Raw genomic sequence first — 16097 nt, 5'->3', positions numbered from 1 at the left:
TTATTTATTTAAGGTACCTACGTTAATGATATCGGCAAAAACTCCGGCAGCAGTTACTTCAGCACCTGCACCAGGGCCTTTAACCACCAATGGGCGGGTTTTGTAACGATCTGTGGTAAAAGAGATAATATTATCACTTCCCGATAGCATATAAAAAGGGTGACTATCGTCAACCATTTGTAAGCTGATTTCTACATTTCCGTTTTCAAGTTTGCCAATGTAGCGTAAAACCTTCCCTTCACTAGCTGCTGTATTTTTTAAATTTTCGAAATAAGCCGCATTAGCTTGTAATTCAGAATAGAAATTTTCAACTGATGTCGCATTTAAGCAGGCCTCAGGTAAGATATTGTCGATTTTCACATCGCTGGCTTCCAATGGATAGCCGGCATCGCGGGCAAGGATCAGCATTTTACGCATAAAATCTTTTCCGTTTAAATCGTCGCGAGGATCTGGTTCGGTATAGCCCAGTTCCTGTGCTTCTTTTACGGTTTCGTAAAAACCTGCATCACCTTTAAAATTATTGAAGATGTAAGAAATAGTTCCTGATAAAATCGCTTCAATCCGAGCTACTTTGTCGCCGCTCATCATGAGTTCGCGCAGTGTGCGGATAATTGGTAGGCCCGCACCTACATTGGTTTCATAATAAAAATCCACACCGAATTTACGGGCAGTATCTTTAAACGATTTATATTGTGCGTAATCTGCTGAGTTTCCTTTTTTATTGCAGGTTACCACCGAAATGCTGCTTTCGAATATGCCTTGATAAAATTCAATAGGCGATTCTGCAGCTGTATTATCTACAAAAACACAGTTTGGCAAGTTTAGGGCTTTCATTTTAGCAACAAAACCGGCTAAATCTGCCTGTTCGCCATTTGTATCCAATTCTGCTTCCCAATTTTCTAATGAAAGACCATCAGCGTTAAAAATCATTTTGCGTGTATTGCTGATACCTGTTACCTTAACTTGTAAATCGTTATTGGCTGCGAGGAAAGGCATCTGTTCTTTCAATTGGTTGAACAAAGTTTTACCGATATTTCCGGTACCTAAACAGAAAATGTTTAAAGTTCTTTTCAAGTCGGTAAAAAAGGCATCATGCACTGCATTTACAGCCTTTGATAGATCAGCTGCACTGATAATTACCGAGATGTTATATTCTGAAGAACCTTGGGCGATAGCCCTTACATTGATACCATTACGGCCTAAAGCGCTGAACAAACGTCCGCTCATGCCTGGGGTACGTTTCATATTTTCACCAACAATAGCCAATACAGCCAAATTATTTTCAACTTCTGGCAGCTCTAGTTTTTTAGCTTCTAGCTCCAGCTCAAATTCTTTTTTGATTAAGGAAATGGCCTGCGAAGCATCTGTAGGTTTAACTGCAAAAGTAATGCTATGTTCTGATGAAGATTGCGTAATCAATACCACATTGATCTGCTCGCGCGAAAGCAGCGAGAATAATCGTCCGCTAAAGCCTGCCTTACCTACCATACCACTTCCGGTTAAGTTGATAATGCTGATATGATTGATAGAGGAAATTCCTTTTATGGGTAAACTTGATACTTTTACATCGCTTTTGATATAAGTTCCTGCGAAATCAGGTTCGAAGGTGTTTTTAATCACAATCGGAATCTTTTTCATAAAAGCAGGGATCATTGTTGGAGGATAGATCACCTTTGCGCCGAAATAACTCAGCTCCATAGCCTCTGTATAGCTCAGTTCAGGTAAAGAGAAAGCCTTTTTAACCATCCGTGGATCGGCGGTCATCATACCGTTTACATCCGTCCATATTTCTATCTCTTCTGCATTTAAGGCTGCACCCCAAACCGCCGCGGTATAATCAGAGCCGCCGCGGCCTAAAGTTGTTACCCTGCCTGCCGCATTGCTTGCTATAAAACCAGTCACAAAAAGTACTTTGTCTTTATTTTCCTGGTAGAAATTGTTGATCAGCATTTCAGTCAATTCGGTATCTACTTTCGCTTGCCCAAAATTACTGTCGGTTTTAATCAGGTCAGATCCGTTGACATAAAGCGAATCGCCAATGCTTTTCGAAGCAATATGGCTGATCATAAAGGTAGAACAACGTTCACCATAGCTCAAAATCTGATCTTTGGTTTGTAAGCTTAATTCACGCAGATTGGCTACGGCCTGTAACAGATCTTCTAACTCGTTAAAAAAGATCTTTAAGCGCGTAAACACAGGGTTTTGTGCGGTTGCAGGTAAAAGCGTACGGATTACAGCAAAGTGTTTAGCTTCGATTTCTTTTAAATGTGTGTCATAATCCTCCCCGCGCTCGGCCATTTCGGCCATATCAGTAAGCAAATTGGTTACACCACTCATTGCCGATAATACAACTACCGGGCTGTTCTTCTGTTTTTCTTCGCCAACCAGGCGTAAGAGGGTTTTAATGTTCTCGGCCGAACCTACGGATGTGCCGCCGAATTTGAGTACTTTCATTAGTCTATATTGGTTTTAACTGTTTGATGCTGTGCGGATAATTCATGGTTGCTCGTACAGGTTTCATTCAGCATGGGTTTAAAAAAAAAGCGTCCCGACTTTCATCGGGACGCTCTCTGTGTTTTATGTTTTTTCAATTTACAACAAATTAGCCCCGCTGGTTTATACCGGTGGTAATAATAATCGTTGTAATAATTGAAGTGTTAAAATTCATCTTGTCTTCGTGTACTTTGTACACCGTAAAGTAGGAGATTATTTTTTTAAAATGCAAATGTTTTTTCATATTTATTTCGAAATTTCTATTAAAACGTTTAAGTGAATGAAATAGCCGTATTTTTTGAACCCGAAACTAATGTGGAATCTATTTGCGACAATTGCAAGTCTCCTTCTTTTTTAAGGAGGCGGGGCTGAAAGGCGGGAGGGTTAGTGAAAAGATTTTAAATATTTGAAAAGGTTCTGTCGTAATTTTTCGGGTACGGCAGTCCTGCTAACCGCTATAGTCCCCATGGAAGTGCTGCTTTGTTGTTGGTGAGATGGGGAGCTGCCGCTTTTATCAGGTTTATTTCATACGGGTTGGTGTTACTATTAAAGTCGGTTGCTTTTCCAGGGCCTAATTCCTTTCCTTTGGAGGGGAGGTGCAGTGATTGATATTTAATCATTTAACAAAGCATCATTGATTTTCAAAACCTTACCCATTAAAAGTTTAAATCAGCTAAAACCATTTACTGTATTTTACTTAGTGTAATTTTTTAATTTTTTTTAACCTGTAAAAACGGATGTAAATATCTGTAAATAAAATATTTACATAATAGTGTATTTGCTACAATATGTAAAAAATAACGCTTCAAAACTAGTTTTTGTGGAAGATAAGTATTTACCTTTGCAGTACTAACTAACTTATTGTTATGAGCAAAAAGAAACTGCAAACGCCAGATTTAAGCTATTTAAATCTAGGTGGAAACATTGCTGTAGAGTACCAATTATCTCCAATGGAATTAATTGATGATGCCTTATTAAATAAAGAAGGTACGTTGGCTGCTTCAGGGGCATTAGCGGTTGATACCGGAAAGTTTACCGGACGTTCTCCTAAAGATCGTTTTATTGTATGCGATCAAGTAACCGAAGATCTGGTTTGGTGGGGCGATGTAAACATCAAAATTTCTCCCGAAAAATTCGATCAGTTATTTTATAAGCTAACCAATTACCTTGAAGATAAGAAAATCTATGTCCGCGATTCTTCCGCCTGTGCCAATCCCGATTATTCGATATCGATCAGGGTAATTACAGAGACGGCTTATCAGAATCTTTTTGCTCACCATTTGTTTATCCGCCCAGAGGAAGATCATTTGGGTATCACACCAGAGTGGACCATCATTGCTGCGCCAGGTTTCTTGGCCGATCCGGCTATAGATGGAACCAGGCAGGAAAACTTCTCCATCATCAATTTTACCAGGAAAATGATTTTGATCGGGGGAACAGGTTATACCGGTGAAATTAAAAAAGGAATTTTTTCTGTTTTAAACTTTATCCTGCCTGTATATAAGAATACGTTATCTATGCACTGCTCTGCTAACGTGGGAAAAAATGGCGATACTGCTATATTCTTCGGCTTATCGGGAACTGGAAAAACCACTTTATCTGCCGATCCGGAAAGAGGATTAATAGGCGATGATGAACATGGCTGGGGCAAAGATTCGGTATTTAACTTCGAAGGCGGTTGCTATGCAAAATGCGTAGATTTAACCGAAGAGAAAGAGCCACAGATTTTTAAGGCGATCAAATTTGGTGCATTACTGGAGAATGTTAATTTTTTCCCGGGTACGCAGGAGGTTGATTATAGTGACATCAGTAAGACAGAGAATACCCGTGTAGCTTATCCTATAGATTACATTGATAATGCCATTTTACCATCAATAGCGGCTGTTCCGAAAAATATCTTTTTCTTAACTGCAGATGCGTTTGGGGTGTTGCCTCCAATTTCAAAATTAAATGTAGAGCAGGCCATGTTCCACTTTATGAGCGGTTATACAGCAAAGGTTGCGGGAACAGAAACAGGGATAACAGAACCACAGTTAACGTTTTCGGCTTGCTTCGGTAAGGCTTTCTTACCACTGCATCCGTCTAAATATGCTGCATTATTAGGCGAGAAGATGGAAAAACACCAGGTAAACGTATGGTTAGTAAATACAGGATGGAGCGGAGGCGCTTACGGCGTTGGTAAAAGGATGAAATTAAGTTATACCAGGGCAATGATTACTGCGGCGCTAAATGGAGATTTAGATCATAATAAATATAAGCAGCACCATGTATTTAAGTTGATGATGCCACTAAATTGCCCTGGGGTACCAGACGAAATTTTAGACCCCTCTAAAACATGGGGCAATCAGGAAGAATACTTTTTAAAAGCCTACGAACTGTCTAATGCCTTTACTGAGAATTTCAAACAATTTGAACTGACGAAAGTACCAAAAAGCAGACAAGAAGCGTTAAAATTATGTTAAATGCACTTTAAAATGCATTTTTTGAGCGAAAAATTTGCAATTCGATTTTTTTTTAGTTTTTATTGTGGAAGAATTGCCTCGGCTGGGGCAATTTTTTTGTTATACACCCTTGGTGGTTTACCGAAACTAAATTCTAAGTAACGATTTAATTGTTTATTGATTTATTAATTTGTAATTTAAAATCAATTTATAAATTTGTTTTTCGCAACAATTTCGGATAAGAAACGTTGAGTGTAGTACAAAAGAAAAAAACAGCTAAAAATTAAAAACAAGAACTAAAACTAAAATTTCAAAAAAAATGGCAAACGCACCAAAACCAACAACTGTTAAAAAAGAGAGCTCTTCTAGTGCTTCAAATGTATTTGCAACATTCGTTATTCCAATTTGTATTGTAATTGGATTCTGTGTTTGGAGATTCGTATTCGGAGAAGGAAGTAACTTTATCGATGGTGACAGAGAAAAATTACCATTAGCTGGTAACTATCTTGGAACAGCTTACAAAGGAGGTCCTATCGTAGCGATCTTAGTTGGACTACTATTAGTAGTAATTGTATTCTCTATCGAACGTTTTATCGTTATTGGTAAAGCAAGTGGAAAATCTAGCTTAGATACTTTCATTCGCAAAGTACAAGGTTTATTAAGCGCAGGTAACATCGAGGCTGCAAAAGCTGAGTGTGATAAACAACAAGGTTCAGTTGCTAACGTAATTAAATCTGGTTTGAAAAAATACAGCGAAGTTGAAGCTGATACTAATATGGATGTGGAACAATCAATCGTTGCTATCCAAAAAGAGGTAGAAGAAGCTACAGCTTTAGAAATGCCAATGTTGGAGCAAAACTTAACTGTAATTGCAACTTTGGTATCAATCGGTACATTAGTAGGTTTATTGGGTACAGTAACAGGTATGATCCGTGCATTCGCCGGTTTAGCAAACTCTGGAGCTCCAGATCAGTCAGCATTAGCGGTAGGTATCTCTGAGGCACTTATCAACACTGCAACTGGTATCTTGGTATCTACTGTGGCAATTATCATGTACAACGTATTAACTTCTAAAATCGACAAGTTAACTTACGCTATCGATGAGGCTGGTTTCAGCATCGTTCAAACATACGCTAGTTCGCATAAATAAGAATTTTGAAAAAATTTTTACCGGCTTTATGGAAAACCGGAAAAAAGATCATCATTATTAAAAACTAGTAAAAAATATTATGCCTAGAATTAAAGTTAAAAGAACAAGTACAGTAACAGATATGACTGCCATGTGTGATGTGGCATCGTTGTTACTTACTTTCTTCATCTTAACTGCTACAGCGAGGCAACCAGAACCACTAGCCGTTTCTACACCATCATCAACGTATGAGTTTAAGGTGCCTGTAGAAAACAATGCAATATTAACCATTGGGCAGGGTAAAGTTTTCTTTGAAGTAGCAGGTACAAAAGTAAGAGCGAAAACATTGGAACTAATGGGCGAACAGTATAAGATATCGTTCACACCTTTAGAAGTACAACGTTTCTCTAATATAGGGAGTTTCGGTGTACCGATTCAGAGTTTGAAGTCGCTTATTGCTATGAATGGTGGCGACCGTATGAAACCAGGGGTTCAACCGGGTATACCTTCAGATTCAACTGATAATCAGTTAAATTCTTGGGTGTTAAATGCACGTAAGGCTACAAAGGAAATCAACAATCAGGATATGCGTATCAGTATCAAAGGTGATGCTAAAGAAGAGTATCCAGTTGTAAAAAAGATTATTGATGTGCTTCAGAAACAAAGTGTGAACAAATTTTTGTTGGTAACCAACTCTGAAGCTAAAAAGAAATAAGAAATGGCAGAATTAAACACGGGCGGGAAGAAAGCCACGCCAAGGGTTGATATGACCCCAATGGTGGATCTAATGTTTCTTTTGGTAACTTTCTTTATCTTAACAACAGTAATCTCTACGCCACAAGCGATGGATATTGCAAAACCGGATAAAAATGAAAAGTTACCTGAAAACAGGTTAGAGCTGAAAGCGAGTAAAACGATGACCATCTTATTGGGTAAAAACAATAAAGTAGCATGGTACATGGGAGTAGCTGGCGAAAGCGCACCAACAATCGAATCAGGTTCACAGATAGAAGATGCTATTGTAAAAAATAGAAAAAATGCTGATGCTTCAGGTGTTGCAGGCGACTTTGTTGTGCTTGTAAAACCAACATCGGGTGCTACCTTTCAGAACTTTGTTGATATTATGGACGAGTTGGAAATTCTTAAAGTAAAGGTTCGTCAGATTGATGATGATAATATCCTTGATAATGAGAAGCAGTTCATGAAAGAAAAGGGAATTTTATAATCAATAAAACCAGAAGTAATGTCGAAGTTAGATATATTCAGAAAAGAATGGCTTGAAGTGGTTTTTGCTGATAAAAACAAAAGCTACGGTGCGTACCAATTGCGTAAAACCAATGGTGCCAACACCACCAAAGCATTAATTATTGGATCTATTATATTTCTAGTGTTATTCTTCTCTCCAAAAATCTATAGCCTGATTAAGGGCTCAATGGATCAGCCGGACGAACAATTAAAAGCACAGGAAGTTATTTTAGCTCCACCTCCACCAGTTGACCCTAAAACGCCACCTCCGCCACCGGTAGAGCCACCGCCACCAAAGGTTGACCAGGTGAAAATGCCACCTCCAATTGTAAAACCTGATATTGAGGTTCGTGATGAACCACCTACGGTTGAAAAATTGAAAGAAGCAGATCCAGGTCAGAGAGATATTAAAGGTGATCCAACGGCAGAGATCAATATCGCTGAACCAGTGGGTGAAGGACCGAAAAGAGAAGCAGCTGTTGCGGTTGATGATAATAAAGTTTACGACTTTGTTAGTATAGAAAAACAACCAGAATTCCCTGGAGGTATCTCTAAGTTTTATGGATACCTAAGTAAAGCAATAAAGTACCCGCCAATGGCACAAGAAAACAACGTTCAAGGTAAAGTGTTTTTATCTTTCGTTGTTGAAAAAGATGGTAAATTAACTGATATCACAGTTACCCGTGGTTTGGGTAGCGGAACTGATGAAGAAGCCATCCGTGTATTGAAAGCTAGCCCACGTTGGAATCCAGGTATCCAAAATGGTAAGCCAGTAAGGGTAAAATACAACATCAACGTTAACTTTACATTGAACTAATAGTAGATGTTAAATTTTGATATTTTTAAGCAAAAATCGCCTAAACAGCGGTTTTTGCTCATTTTAGGCCTTGTTATGTTCGTTTTTTATGTGGTGTTGGGCTTTGCATTTATATTTTACGAACCAATTGCCCTGCGCTTAAGCACTATTCCACAATGGGGCCGCATCGCAATTGGTATCTTCTTAATTATTTATGCATTTGTAAGACTTTTAAGCCTGGGAAGGCGCGACTAATCAGCACAATGAAAAATTTCCTCTTAATATTTTGTGTACTAGCTTTACTTATATCCTGCAAAGGTAAAAATAAAGCCAATGCCGTTAAAGAAACCAGAACAAGTGGTACCTTAAAAATATTGGTTGACGAAAGCGTTGGACCGATTGTTCAAGATCAGATTGATGTTTTTAGTTTGGATTATCCGGATGCAAAATTTCAGACAACAGTAAAACCTGAAGAAAAATTATTACCTGCCTTTCTTAATGATAGTGTAAGGGTAATTGTTTTGCCCAGGTTATTAACCAAGGCCGAAGAAAAATATTATAACCAACGGAATATAAAGATAAACACCTCACGATTTGCTGTAGATGGTATTGCTTTAATCACAAATCAGGGCAATATTGACAGTACAATTAACGTTAAAGAGGTGATTGACATATTACAGGGAAAGAAATCAGATAAAAAGTTGGTCTTTGATAACGCTTATTCAAGTACCTTTCAATATTTTAAAAAGTTGGCTAATATCAACCAATTTCCAGCTACAGGTGTTTACTCTAAAAATTCCAGCAAAGAAGTAATTAAACTTATTGCTGAGGATAAGAATTTTATTGGTATTTTGGGCGTGAACTGGATTACGGGCAAAGATGCAGAGATGAGCGGATACCTTTCTCAGATAAAAGTGCTGGGAGTAAAGAATGTAAAAGGCGAGGTAGGAGATGATCAGTTCTATAAGCCAACTCAAAATAACTTAATCAATGGTGTTTATCCTTTTCTAAGAAATATAAATATTATAGATTGCGAAGGAAGAGATGGTTTAGGCACAGGATTTGCAACATGGTTAAGAAGTCAGCGGGGACAATTGATTGTACTTAAATCTGGACTTGGCCCGCACAAGCTAATGCCAAGAGAAATAAATTTAACTAAAGAAAGTAATAAATAAATTATAAATTGAACCACGAAGTATTTAGATATAATGCTTCATTATTGTTAAAACCAATGTTAGCTAAGTTTGGTTGGAGATTTTGGATAAAATAGAACTCACTCCAGCCCGATTTTAAAAACGTTTAAAAACAAAAAATTGATCCAATGAAAATTTCAAAGAAAGCAATAACCTTAAATGTAGGTTTGGTGTTGATGGGTTCTGCAGTTTTTGCTCAAAGTTTAACTGATGCGAAAAAAGCCATCGACGCAGAACAGTATCAGAAAGCTTCATCGATGCTTAAGTCGTTGGTAAGCGCTAAAGCCTCAGATGGCGAAAATTATTACAACCTAGGTTTGGTTTACCTGAAAACAGGTTACATCGATTCAGCAAGAGCCGTTTTTACGAAAGGTGTAACTGCTGATCCAAAAAATAACTTAAACTTAATTGGTTTGGGCGAAGCAGATATGTTATCTAATAACCCAAGTTCTGCTAAAACTAACTTCGATAAGGCGGTAGCTTTGGCACCGAAAGATTACAAAACGTATTTGTATATCGGCAAAGCCTATTTAGCACAAGATAAACCTAGTGATGATGTCTCTAAACCTGATTTCACTAGTGCTTTGGCTAACATTACCAAAGCAGACGAATTAGATTCTAAAGATAAAGATGCTGAAGTTTTCTTAGCGCAAGGTGATGCTTATGCTTTACAGAAGAAAAACTCTGAGGCATTAGGTCCATACATGCGTGTTGGTGATGTTGATCCAAACAACAGAAGAGCCAAAACGCAGATTGGTAAAATGTATAAAGAATCAAGAGCTTTTCCAGAAGGTGAGAAAGAATTACAAGATGTAATTGCTGCTGATGCAAACTACGGGCCTGCGTATCGCGAGTTAGGTGAGTTATACTTACAGTGGAGTAGCTTTGGTGTTGACAAAGAAAAAGCAGCTAAAGCGATTGAGAATTATAAAAAATACATGGATTTGACAGATAAATCTTTAGAATCTCAATTGCGTTATGCTCAATTCTTATTTTATGCTAAAGATTACAAAACATTAGAGCAAGTTGCTACTTCCTTACAAGTTCCTGCGAACGATCCTAAAGGTACTATTGTTTCAAGGATGAAAGGTTGGGCAGCTTATGAAAATGGCAATTATCCTCAGGCGTTAGCTAGCTTAACTGATTTTTTTGCAAAAGAAAAGGATAAAACAAAGATTTTAGGTAACGATTATCTTTATTTAGGTAAAGCCCAAGTGAAGGCTGGCCAAGATAGCTTAGGTGTTCTTAATATCATAGAAGCTGCTAAAATGGATTCTACTAATGCTGATGCCTTAGCTGAAGCTGGTTTAGCCTTGTACAAGGCTAAGAAATACGGAAAAGCAGCAGAAATTTATACTTTAGCAACTAAATATAATCCAAATGGTAAAGGGTCATTAACTAATTACTATTATATAGGTCAAACCAGGTTCTTGGAAGGATATTTTGCTCAAAGAGATAAGAAACCTTTAAATACAGCTGCATTGATTGAGGCGGATTCAGCATTGAGTCACTTAAATAAAGTTTCTCCTGAATTTGCACTAGGTTATTTTACAAGAGCTAGGATTGCCAATCTTTTGGAAGATAAAGCGAATCCAAAGTATGCTTCAATTCCGTTCTTTGAAAAATATATCAGTTTAGTTAAACCAGAAGAGCAAGCAGCTAATAAAACAAACCTTGTTGAATCTTACGATTACTTAGGTGCATATTATGCTGATAAGGATAAAGCAAAAGCTATCGATTTTTTAAATAAGAGTATAGCGTTAGATCCTCAAGGCCCTTTTGCGGCGGCTAAGCTAAAAGAATTGCAATCGCCTGCAGCTGCTCCAAAAGCAAAAGGTAAAGGCAAATAATTTTAAAGTTAAATAATTTAGAAAAGGCAGAGTTTGGTTACTCTGCCTTTTTCTTTTACTTTTGCATCACAAAATAAAAATTATGCAAGCGCAAAGTTCCTCTATAGATTTTTTACCAATTATATTTCAAGTAATTGTTGCTTTAGGTTTTGTGGTAACCACATTGGTTGTTACCCACTTTTTAGGCCCAAAACGCAAAACGAGTGATAAGCTAGAAACTTTTGAAGCTGGTATTAAATCGGTAGGTAACGCCCGCCAGCCCTTCTCTATCAAATATTTCGTTGTGGCCATTTTATTTGTGCTTTTCGATGTTGAGGTAATCTTTATGTATCCTTGGGCGGTTAATTTCCGTTCATTACGAATGGATGGAATGATCGAAATGTTTATTTTTATGGGGACATTATTATTGGGTTTCATCTACGTAATCAAGAAAAAAGTTTTAGACTGGAACTAGTTCAGTTCACGGTTTTTAGTTCACAATTGGCAGCTAATAGCTCTCGGTTTACGAACTGTAAACTGAAAATTACCAATTGCAAATTGAAATGTGTATCACTTACACTAACTCATAGAACTTTTGGTTATTTAGAAAGGTTCTAAATCGAGTAAAGCTAGTTTGTTTGCCTTTAAAATATTGTAAATTTGTTGCTCATTCTGCAAAGGGATGAGCATTTTTTGTTTATAAACATGAGTGAAATTAATATAGTTGATGCGCCTCCAGGAATAGAAGGATCTGGCTTTTTTGCCACTTCTCTTGATAAAGTGATTGGTTTGGCCCGCTCAAATTCATTATGGCCTTTACCTTTCGCAACTTCTTGTTGTGGAATCGAGTTTATGGCAACCATGGGTTCTCATTACGATTTAGGTCGTTTCGGTGCCGAACGCCTAAGCTTTTCTCCCCGTCAGGCTGATGTTTTAATGGTTATGGGTACCATCGCTAAAAAGATGGCTCCGGTATTAAAACAGGTTTATATCCAAATGGCAGAGCCACGTTGGGTGATGGCGGTAGGCGCCTGCGCAAGTAGTGGTGGTATTTTCGATACTTATTCTGTATTGCAGGGTATTGATGAGGTTATTCCTGTAGACGTCTATGTTCCAGGTTGTCCGCCAAGGCCTGAAGCCATTTTAGATGGTTTTCAACGCATTCAGGATTTAGTGAAAAATGAATCCGGCAGAAGACGGAACTCTGATTATTACAAAGAACTTTTAGGTCAATACGGCATTAAATAATGGAAGAAACGACACTAAATAACGACATCCATGTTAAGCTGACCGAAAGGTTTGGTGAAAAAGTTACTGCTGTTTCTGAGCCTTATGGTTTATTAACCTTTGTAACCTATAAAGATGTTATCATCAATGTGCTTTCGCATCTTAAAAACGAATTAAAATTTAATTTCTTAACCGATATTACTGCAGTTCATTACCCTGGTAAAGACCACGGTATTGCTGTTGTTTATCATCTGCACAACATGGTGGAAAAAGTTAGGATTAGAATTAAAGTTTTCATCTCTGAGCAGAATCCAACTATCCCAACTGCTACCGGGGTTTGGAAAGGTGCCAACTGGATGGAGCGCGAAACTTATGATCTGTTCGGGGTTAAATTTGAAGGTCACCCTGATTTACGTCGTATTTTAAATATGGACGATTTAGGTGTTCATCCGATGCTGAAACAATATCCATTGGAAGATCCGAACAGAGTAGATAAAAAAGACGAATTTTTTGGAAGGTAAACTATGAATCATAACCATCCGGTATTTACAGATAACGACCCGCAAAGTGAGCTGGTAACCCTAAACTTAGGGCCAACACACCCTGCAACCCACGGCGTTTTTCAAAATGTTCTGCAATTAGATGGCGAACGTATTGTTAGCGGCGTTTCTACTATTGGGTACATTCACCGTGCTTTCGAAAAGATTGCCGAACATCGCCCTTTCTATCAAATTACGCCACTTACCGATCGTTTAAACTACTGCTCTTCGCCTATTAATAATATGGGCTGGCATATGACGGTTGAGAAGTTGTTGAATATTCAAATTCCGAAACGTGTAGATTATCTTCGGGTAATTATTATGGAGCTTTCGCGTATTGCCGATCATATTATCTGTAACACGATTATTGGTCAGGATACAGGAGCTACAACTACCTTCCTTTATCTATTTCAATTCCGTGAACATATTTACGAAATTTTCGAAGAAGTTTGTGGCGCACGTTTAACTACAAATATTGGTCGTATTGGTGGTTTTGAAAGAGATTTCAATGATATCGCCTTTGCTAAAATCGATAAGTTTTTAAAAGAATTCCCTAAAGCGTTAAAAGAATTTGAAAACCTGTTAACGCGTAACCGTATTTTTATTGATAGAACGGCTGGTGTTGCAGAGGTAACTCAAGAAACCGCTTTAGAATACAGTTGGACAGGCCCGCTTTTACGGGCTACCGGTGTAGATTATGATGTTCGTGTAAGCGATCCGTATTCTTCATATCAGGATTTCGATTTTGAAGTACCCGTTGGTACTAGCGGAGATATTTATGACAGGTATTTAGTGCGTAACGAAGAAATGTGGCAAAGTGTACGCATTATCGAACAGGCAATCGTGAAGTTAAAAACAGAGCCAAAAGGTATTTTTCATGCCGATGTTCCTGAATTTTACCTTCCTCCAAAACAAGAAGTTTATAATAATATGGAAGCATTAATCTATCACTTTAAAATTGTGATGGGTGAGATTGATGCACCAAAAGCAGAAGTTTATCACGCTGTTGAAGGTGGAAATGGTGAATTAGGATTCTATCTGATTAATGATGGGGGCCGAACACCATACCGTTTACACTTCCGCAGACCAAGTTTTATAAACTACCAGATGTTTGCACCAATGAGCGAAGGCATGTTATTGTCTGATGCTATTATCAACATGAGTAGTATGAATATTATTGCAGGAGAATTAGATGCTTAAAGTAGAAGAACAAACACCTGTAGTGTTTTCATCAGAATTGCTGGCCAAATTTGATGAAGTTAAAAGCCGTTATCCTGAAGGTAAACACAAATCAGCTTTGCTGCCATTATTGCACTTGGTACAGGCCGAATACCTTTGGGTGAGTACGCCAGCAATGGATAAAGTTGCCGAATATTTAAATATTCAGCCCATTGAAGTTTATGAAGTGGCCACATTTTATACCATGTACTTTTTAAAACCACAGGGTAAGTATGCTTTGGAGGTTTGCCGTACGGGTCCTTGTTGCCTGGTTGGTGCCGAAAAAATATTAAGCCACCTGGAAAACAGGTTAGGTGTTAAAGAAGGTGAAGTTACAGCCGATGGTTTATTTAGCTTTAGAGGAGTTGAATGCTTAGCTGCCTGTGGTTTCGGGCCTGTGCTACAAATTAGCCCGGAATATACTTTCTACGAAAACTTAACTACCGATAGTGTAGATAAACTGATTGAAGATTTGAAAAATAAGTCCTAAAGTCGAGAGTCTTAAGTCATGAGTCGCTTGATTCAGGACTATGGACTATGGACTACAGACTATAGACTAATTAAAATGTCTCGAAAACTGTTACTTGAGCATATAAACGTACCAGGCATCAATACACTTGAAGTCTATCGCCAAAAAGGCGGGTACCGTGCTGTGGAAAAAGCCCTTAAAACTTTAACACCTGAAGAGATTGTTGAAGAAGTTAAGAAATCGGGTTTACGTGGTCGCGGAGGTGCGGGGTTCCCAACCGGGATGAAATGGAGCTTTTTGGCTAAGCCAGAAGGTGTTGCGCGTTATTTGGTGTGTAATGCTGATGAATCAGAGCCGGGAACTTTTAAAGACCGTTATTTGATGACTTATATTCCCCATGCATTAATTGAGGGAATGATTGTATCAAGTTTCGCCTTAGGTGCCAAGGTTTCTTACATCTATGTACGAGGCGAGATGATGCCACAGATCCGCATTTTAGAAAAAGCCATTGCTGAAGCTAAAGCCGCCGGATGGTTGGGTAAAAACATTTTAGGAACGGGTTACGATTTAGAATTATATGTTCAGCCAGGTGGCGGTGCTTACATTTGTGGCGAAGAAACTGCTTTGTTAGAATCGCTTGAAGGCAAAAGAGGTAACCCACGTATTAAACCACCATTTCCGGCAATTGCAGGTTTATATGGCTGCCCTACAGTTGTGAACAATGTTGAATCTATTGCTGCAGTCGTGCCGATTATCAACGATGGTGGCGATGAATATGCAAAAATTGGTATCGGTAGAAGTACGGGTACAAAATTAATATCAGCATCAGGAAACTTAGTTAAACCAGGTGTTTACGAAATAGAATTGGGTTTACCTGTAGAAGAATTTATCTATTCGGATGAATACTGTGGCGGTATTGCCAATGGTAAACGTTTAAAAGCAACGGTGGCAGGTGGATCATCTGTGCCTATTTTACCTGCTAATTTAACCTTGAAATATGCTAATGGTGAGCCTCGTTTAATGAGTTACGAATCGTTATCGGAAGGTGGTTTTGCTACCGGAACCATGTTGGGTTCGGGTGGTTTTATTGCTTTTGATGAAGATCAGTGTATCGTACGTAATACCTGGAATTTTTCACGTTTCTATCATCACGAAAGTTGCGGGCAATGTTCACCATGCCGTGAAGGTACTGGTTGGATGGAAAAAATCCTGCATAAAATTGAGCACGGACATGGTACCATGGATGATGTAGATTTGCTATGGGATGTTCAGCGTAAAATTGAAGGAAATACCATTTGTCCGTTAGGTGATGCAGCAGCTTGGCCAGTTGCCAGCGCAATCCGTCACTTCAGGGATGAATTTGAATGGCACATTAAAGAGCCGGTGAAAAGCCAGAGCCAGAACTATGGTATTGCCAATTATGCAACACCGATTGAAAAAGCTCCGGTAACAGAAGAGAAATAAATTCCTGTGATCGCATTTTGCGACCGGTTGAATATTTAATTTAAAACCTAAGAT

At 38.3% G+C, this 16097-nt stretch carries 15 protein-coding genes; 14 read left to right on the top strand and 1 reads right to left on the bottom strand.

Translation table 11 applies throughout. From position 1 onward, the window contains the following. The gene (gene thrA, locus HDC90_RS11545) at positions 1-2454 is read right to left on the bottom strand and encodes a bifunctional aspartate kinase/homoserine dehydrogenase I (protein ID WP_184466473.1); all 2454 of its coding nucleotides are present in this window, start codon (positions 2452-2454) and stop codon (positions 1-3) included. A gap of 905 nt (positions 2455-3359) precedes the next feature. Here thrA and pckA point away from each other — a divergent pair. From pckA to nuoF, 14 genes are all read left to right on the top strand, one after another. Next, the gene (gene pckA / locus HDC90_RS11540; RefSeq protein ID WP_184466471.1) at positions 3360-4955 is read left to right on the top strand and encodes a phosphoenolpyruvate carboxykinase (ATP); all 1596 of its coding nucleotides are present in this window, start codon (positions 3360-3362) and stop codon (positions 4953-4955) included. A 298-nt stretch (positions 4956-5253) separates the two neighbouring features. Further along, a complete protein-coding gene (locus tag HDC90_RS11535; RefSeq protein WP_025146310.1) occupies positions 5254-6084 on the top strand; it encodes a MotA/TolQ/ExbB proton channel family protein in 831 nt (276 codons plus the stop codon). A 79-nt stretch (positions 6085-6163) separates the two neighbouring features. Further along, positions 6164-6778: a biopolymer transporter ExbD gene (locus tag HDC90_RS11530; RefSeq protein ID WP_184466469.1), complete on the top strand. Its 615-nt coding sequence runs from the start codon at positions 6164-6166 to the stop codon at positions 6776-6778. 3 nt (positions 6779-6781) lie between these two features. After that, positions 6782-7288: a biopolymer transporter ExbD gene (locus HDC90_RS11525; protein WP_184466468.1), complete on the top strand. Its 507-nt coding sequence runs from the start codon at positions 6782-6784 to the stop codon at positions 7286-7288. An 18-nt stretch (positions 7289-7306) separates the two neighbouring features. Next, complete coding sequence (locus HDC90_RS11520) at positions 7307-8125, top strand: energy transducer TonB (protein ID WP_184466467.1); 819 nt, start codon at positions 7307-7309, stop codon at positions 8123-8125. 6 nt (positions 8126-8131) lie between these two features. Then, complete coding sequence (locus HDC90_RS11515) at positions 8132-8359, top strand: hypothetical protein (protein WP_029274767.1); 228 nt, start codon at positions 8132-8134, stop codon at positions 8357-8359. Between the two features lie 8 nt (positions 8360-8367). After that, positions 8368-9279, top strand: coding sequence for a PstS family phosphate ABC transporter substrate-binding protein (locus HDC90_RS11510; protein WP_184466466.1), 912 nt, complete (start codon positions 8368-8370; stop codon positions 9277-9279). 146 nt (positions 9280-9425) lie between these two features. Continuing rightward, on the top strand, positions 9426-11147 hold the full coding sequence (locus HDC90_RS11505; RefSeq protein ID WP_184466465.1) for a tetratricopeptide repeat protein: 1722 nt from the start codon (positions 9426-9428) through the stop codon (positions 11145-11147). 82 nt (positions 11148-11229) lie between these two features. Then, complete coding sequence (locus tag HDC90_RS11500) at positions 11230-11601, top strand: NADH-quinone oxidoreductase subunit A (protein WP_184466464.1); 372 nt, start codon at positions 11230-11232, stop codon at positions 11599-11601. A 230-nt stretch (positions 11602-11831) separates the two neighbouring features. Beyond that, entirely contained in the window at positions 11832-12374 is a 543-nt protein-coding gene (locus HDC90_RS11495) for an NADH-quinone oxidoreductase subunit B (RefSeq protein WP_108197409.1), read from the top strand. Then, on the top strand, positions 12374-12874 hold the full coding sequence (locus HDC90_RS11490; protein ID WP_184466463.1) for an NADH-quinone oxidoreductase subunit C: 501 nt from the start codon (positions 12374-12376) through the stop codon (positions 12872-12874). Before HDC90_RS11495 ends, HDC90_RS11490 begins: the two co-directional genes overlap by 1 nt. Positions 12875-12877: 3 nt before the next feature. Further along, positions 12878-14092 (top strand): NADH-quinone oxidoreductase subunit D, encoded by a 1215-nt coding sequence (locus tag HDC90_RS11485; RefSeq protein WP_184466461.1) that lies wholly within the window; start codon positions 12878-12880, stop codon positions 14090-14092. Next, positions 14085-14600, top strand: a complete 516-nt coding sequence (gene nuoE, locus HDC90_RS11480) for an NAD(P)H-dependent oxidoreductase subunit E (protein ID WP_184466459.1) — start codon at positions 14085-14087, stop codon at positions 14598-14600. Before HDC90_RS11485 ends, nuoE begins: the two co-directional genes overlap by 8 nt. Before the next feature lie 75 nt (positions 14601-14675). Further along, positions 14676-16043, top strand: a complete 1368-nt coding sequence (gene nuoF / locus HDC90_RS11475) for an NADH-quinone oxidoreductase subunit NuoF (protein ID WP_184466457.1) — start codon at positions 14676-14678, stop codon at positions 16041-16043. The last annotated feature ends 54 nt before the right edge of the window (positions 16044-16097 follow it).

Origin of the sequence: Pedobacter sp. AK013 (genome assembly GCF_014205835.1) — a bacterium.
Lineage (GTDB): Bacteria > Bacteroidota > Bacteroidia > Sphingobacteriales > Sphingobacteriaceae > Pedobacter.
The sequence above is the reverse complement of the archived record's forward strand: the minus strand, read 5'-3'. Positions and strand labels throughout refer to the sequence as shown.

Excerpts from the sequence above, each read along its gene's own strand:
- HDC90_RS11500 (WP_184466464.1), top strand. The coding sequence starts at position 11,230 with ATGCAAGCGCAAAGTTCCTCTATAGATTTTTTACCAATTATATTTCAA.
- HDC90_RS11525 (WP_184466468.1), top strand. The coding sequence starts at position 6,782 with ATGGCAGAATTAAACACGGGCGGGAAGAAAGCCACGCCAAGGGTTGAT.
- pckA (WP_184466471.1), top strand. The coding sequence starts at position 3,360 with ATGAGCAAAAAGAAACTGCAAACGCCAGATTTAAGCTATTTAAATCTA.
- HDC90_RS11510 (WP_184466466.1), top strand. The coding sequence starts at position 8,368 with ATGAAAAATTTCCTCTTAATATTTTGTGTACTAGCTTTACTTATATCC.
- nuoF (WP_184466457.1), top strand. The coding sequence starts at position 14,676 with ATGTCTCGAAAACTGTTACTTGAGCATATAAACGTACCAGGCATCAAT.
- nuoE (WP_184466459.1), top strand. The coding sequence starts at position 14,085 with ATGCTTAAAGTAGAAGAACAAACACCTGTAGTGTTTTCATCAGAATTG.
- HDC90_RS11535 (WP_025146310.1), top strand. The coding sequence starts at position 5,254 with ATGGCAAACGCACCAAAACCAACAACTGTTAAAAAAGAGAGCTCTTCT.
- HDC90_RS11495 (WP_108197409.1), top strand. The coding sequence starts at position 11,832 with ATGAGTGAAATTAATATAGTTGATGCGCCTCCAGGAATAGAAGGATCT.
- HDC90_RS11515 (WP_029274767.1), top strand. The coding sequence starts at position 8,132 with ATGTTAAATTTTGATATTTTTAAGCAAAAATCGCCTAAACAGCGGTTT.
- HDC90_RS11485 (WP_184466461.1), top strand. The coding sequence starts at position 12,878 with ATGAATCATAACCATCCGGTATTTACAGATAACGACCCGCAAAGTGAG.
- HDC90_RS11505 (WP_184466465.1), top strand. The coding sequence starts at position 9,426 with ATGAAAATTTCAAAGAAAGCAATAACCTTAAATGTAGGTTTGGTGTTG.
- HDC90_RS11490 (WP_184466463.1), top strand. The coding sequence starts at position 12,374 with ATGGAAGAAACGACACTAAATAACGACATCCATGTTAAGCTGACCGAA.
- HDC90_RS11530 (WP_184466469.1), top strand. The coding sequence starts at position 6,164 with ATGCCTAGAATTAAAGTTAAAAGAACAAGTACAGTAACAGATATGACT.
- HDC90_RS11520 (WP_184466467.1), top strand. The coding sequence starts at position 7,307 with ATGTCGAAGTTAGATATATTCAGAAAAGAATGGCTTGAAGTGGTTTTT.
- thrA (WP_184466473.1), bottom strand. The coding sequence starts at position 2,454 with ATGAAAGTACTCAAATTCGGCGGCACATCCGTAGGTTCGGCCGAGAAC.